This is a genomic window from Kitasatospora sp. NPDC059648, assembly GCF_042734825.1.
GTDB lineage: Bacteria > Actinomycetota > Actinomycetes > Streptomycetales > Streptomycetaceae > Kitasatospora.
Map to the genome: position 1 here is coordinate 1 of NZ_JBHWDU010000196.1, position 3,698 is coordinate 3,698.

4 protein-coding genes are annotated in these 3,698 nt (G+C 71.7%); 1 reads left to right on the plus strand and 3 read right to left on the minus strand.

Annotated elements, in window-relative coordinates; all coding sequences use genetic code 11:
• The first annotated feature begins 202 nt into the window (after positions 1-202).
• Complete coding sequence (locus ACFV1W_RS40275; protein WP_380422508.1) at positions 203-769, plus strand: hypothetical protein; 567 nt, start codon at positions 203-205, stop codon at positions 767-769.
• 141 nt (positions 770-910) lie between these two features.
• On the opposite strand, the gene ACFV1W_RS40280 is transcribed toward ACFV1W_RS40275, so the two are convergent.
• The 3 genes from ACFV1W_RS40280 to ACFV1W_RS40290 form a co-directional block, all read right to left on the minus strand.
• A complete protein-coding gene (locus ACFV1W_RS40280; protein ID WP_380422509.1) occupies positions 911-2,116 on the minus strand; it encodes a serine hydrolase domain-containing protein in 1,206 nt (401 codons plus the stop codon).
• Positions 2,117-2,237: 121 nt separating this feature from the next.
• Positions 2,238-2,636, minus strand: a complete 399-nt coding sequence (locus ACFV1W_RS40285; RefSeq protein ID WP_380422511.1) for a hypothetical protein — start codon at positions 2,634-2,636, stop codon at positions 2,238-2,240.
• 234 nt (positions 2,637-2,870) lie between these two features.
• Positions 2,871-3,281, minus strand: coding sequence for a VOC family protein (locus ACFV1W_RS40290; protein WP_380422512.1), 411 nt, complete (start codon positions 3,279-3,281; stop codon positions 2,871-2,873).
• Between the last annotated feature and the right edge of the window lie 417 nt (positions 3,282-3,698).

Here is a 3,698-nt window from a genome sequence, read left to right on the forward strand (position 1 = left end):
GCGGAGAGACCCGCCTCCCCGGCCCGCACCGGCGTACGGCGATCGCCGGCGAGCCCCCTGGTCGCACAACGGACGGGCCGTCAACGAGCCCCGGACGCGGGCACTTCCTGTAGTAAAGTCCGCGCAAAGATCGGCAAAAGATCGCCCGGGGGGACGGATGGCGACGACACGTCGTGGACGGATTGCCTGGGGGCTCAGAGCCGTGGCTCTCGTCTCGCTGCTGGCGTACCTGCCGGGCTGGCACGCCTCCCGCTCGGGTGGGCTGGTGGTGGTCGAGCACTGGCTCAACCGTCCGAGGCTGCTGATCGGGGCGGCGGTGGTGCTGATCGTGGTCTCGCTGGTGGTCGAGCTGGAGTTCCGCAGCCGGTTCTCGCAGATCGGCTGCGCGGTGCTCCTGGTGCCCATCGTCGTCGCCGGGGTACCGGTGCTGTCCCTGTCCCTGGTGTTCAGCAGCCACGGGGGTCGGGAGGATCGTTTCGTCAGCCCGAACCGCCCGGACCGGGTGCTCACCGTCACCAACGTCGCCTTCTCGATCGATCCGATCTACCAGGTGGAGCTGGAGACCGGCACCGGCTGGTCCGCCCGCCACTGGAGCATGGGCACCTGGAACACCAGGGGCGGCGACTTCGTCCGCATCGACTGGTCCGGCCCGGACCAGATCACCGTGACCGGCCGCAAGAAGCTCACCGTCTTCGACGTCCACCCCGACGGCAGCCTGAGCGAGCCGCGAGTCCTGCCCAAGCAGCCCGTCCCCGGCGCGGACTCATAGGGCGTGTCCGGCAATTCCCGCCGGGCGCGCGGAGCCCGTCGACCCTGACGAGTCCGCCGGGCGGCAGCCCGGAGAGCGCGGGACGCCCGGAGAGCGGGGGACGCCCGGGGAGCGCGGGAGGCCCGGGGAGCGTGCCGAGGGTCAGCTCGAAGCGGGCGGGCCGCCGCAGAGGGCCTTCTCCTCGAAGGCCCGGTAGAGCCGGTCGAACTTCTGCGGGTCGCTCGTGTCGTACGCGTTGTAGGAGATGGCGTACTGCCGACTGCCGTCCCGCGCCCCGAAAACCTCGGTCGAGTAGCCGGGGATGTCGCCGGTGTGCCCCCAGAACTGGCCGCAGGAGAGGTCGTAGCGGGCGACGCCGAGGCCGTACTCGGCGTGGTCGGGGGCCTGGGGGATGGGGACGGTGGTGGTCATCTCGGTGAGTTGGGCGGGGGCGAGCAGCCGTCCGCCGAACAGGGCCGCGTGGAAGCGGGTGAGGTCGTCGGTGGTGGAGATGGCGGCGCCGGAGGCGTCGGCGATGGTGGGGGAGAGCCGGGTGACGTCGGCCGGGCCCTCGGGGAGCTTCAGGTAGCCGTGGGCGTGCGGGCCCGGGACGGCGGTGGAGGTGGTGGGCAGGGTGGTGTGCTGCAGCCCGAGCGGCCGGATGATCCGGTTCTGCACCTCGTCCCGCCAACTGTGCCCGGTGACGCGCTCGATGAGCATGCCGGCGACCACGTAGTTGGTGTTGGAGTAGTGCCAGCCCCGGCCGGGGGCGAAGTACGGCGGAAGGGCGGCACCGATGGCCAGCAGCCGTTCCGGGGTGTACTCGACCCAGCGGCCGGTGGCGAGGAACTGCCGGTTGCCGGCCTCGGTGAAGTCGCGCACCTTCGGGTCGTCCAGGTAGTTGGCCAGTCCACTGGTGTGGTTGAGGAGTTGGCGGACGGTGATGGCGCTGCCGTTGGGCACGGCGCCGGGCAGGTAGTGCTCGATCGGGTCGTCGAGTCCGATCCGGCCCTCGCCGACCAACTGCAGGGTGACGGTGGAGACGAAGGTCTTGGTGACACTGGCGATCCGGAAGCGCCCGTCGGCGCGGGCCGGTCGGCCGGTGGCCAGGTCCGCGGTGCCGGCCGCGCCGCGCCAGGTGACGCGCCCGTGGTCGCGGACCTCGGCGAGGGCGGCGGTGCTGGTGCCCTGGTCGACCAGCGCGTCCAGTTCGGGCCGCAACTCGGCGACGGCCTCGGAGCGGGTGGCGGGCGCGGGCGCAGGGGCGGCCACCGCGTTCGGCGTGAGCGCGGCGAGCGACGCGAGGGTGACGGCGGCGGTGAGGAGCGTGGCGCCGACTCGGCGGTGGGGCAGGCGGGTCGTGGTCATGGCCTCACGCTCGCACCGGCCGGTGGCGACGGTCCTCCTGCCGACGGAGGGCCCGGCTCTCCGTCTTTCGGAGGAGAGCCGGGCCCCGTCCGGAGGGTGCGCGAGCCTCACACCGAGCGGGTCACCAGCGGTCGATGCCCATGGTGTTCGCGGCGCTGTGGATGGCGTTGTAGTGCGGGATCGACATGTCGGACTTCTTCTGGCCGGCCGGGAGGTGCTTGTCGGCGGCGCGGAACTCGTCGCGGGCGGCGGCGAGCAGGCTGGTGCCGTAGCCGACCGGGACGTCGTTGGTCCCGTGGGCCGGGTGGGACTTGGCGGCCGTCTGGCTGCCGGCCTGGGCGAGGATGCTGCGGGCCTGGTTGTAGGCGGCGGCCTTTACCGTCTTCGGATTGCGGTCCTGGGCCTGCACCCCGGCCACCGACCGGCTCTGCTCGGCGGCCATCGCGGCGGGGGCGACGGCGGCGGTGAGGGCACCGGCGACGGCGACGGTCGCGAGGGCGTTGCGGATGGTCCTGTTCATGCGAAATCCTTCCGTAAGAATCCCAAAGGTTCGCCTCCGCACAACGCTCGGGAATCGGCGGAGCGCGAACGTCTCCGCACTACCCCGACCTCCGAGAGCGGAAAACGGGATTCCGTCGGGCTCGTTCGGAAGCGATGGGATCCGGACGTTTTCCGGATCCGGGGAATACGTATCGTTCCAATGTGCAGGAATCCCCTCCGGCTGCCGGCGTCCGGTCCACCGCCTGTCGCGGGTCTAGGCGTTGGACCAGGACCGGGTGGAGAGCACCAGCAGGTAGCCGTCCGGGTCCTGGACGGTGACGCCCCAGGTTTCCCAGTACGGGTTGTGGGCCGGCACCCGCTTGCCGCCGTGCCGTTCAAGTCGCTCCACCAGCGCGTCGCTCACTGGCTCGCCGAGGTAGACGACCAGCAGGTCCTCGACGGTGGGCCGCGGCTCGACGGGCGCGGCGGGGTCGTGGACGAGCTCCAGGTGCCAGGCGGCGGTGGGCCAGCCGACCATGAGGAGCGAGTGCTCGCCGGGGGTGCCGTCCGTGGTGTGCCGGTACAGCACGTCGAGGCCGAGACCCGACACCCAGAAGTGCTCGGCTGCCGCCAAGTCCGACGAGGGACGGGCGATGCGGATGTGTGCGGGGGCGTCGGCCGGCATGGTTCTGGCTCCAGGGGCACGGGGTGGGTGTCGGTGAGCGGTCCGTGGCCGCGGTCACCTGTGGATGGCTGTGAGCCTAGGGATCGAGCGGTGGCGTGGCATCGGGCGCTGGTCCTAGCCCGCCGGGCCCGGTCCGGGCGGGCCCTCGGTCGGAGCCCGGCCGCGCCGCGGCGCCGCCGGGGAACTCGGACAGCCCTCGCGATTTCGGCGTTTCGAGCCATTCCGGTTCGTGCAAGGACCCCGATTTGCGAAGGCCTGGCGTCACAACAACCCGCGTCAGCTGGGGAACGTCACGTCCGCCCGAGTCGCCGGTGGCAATGCGGACGGGCCCGGCACCTGTGGAGGTGCCGGGCCCGTCCGACTGTGGAGCGCCAACACCCGGTTTCACCGACTCTTACATAATTAAATAGGAAGTTC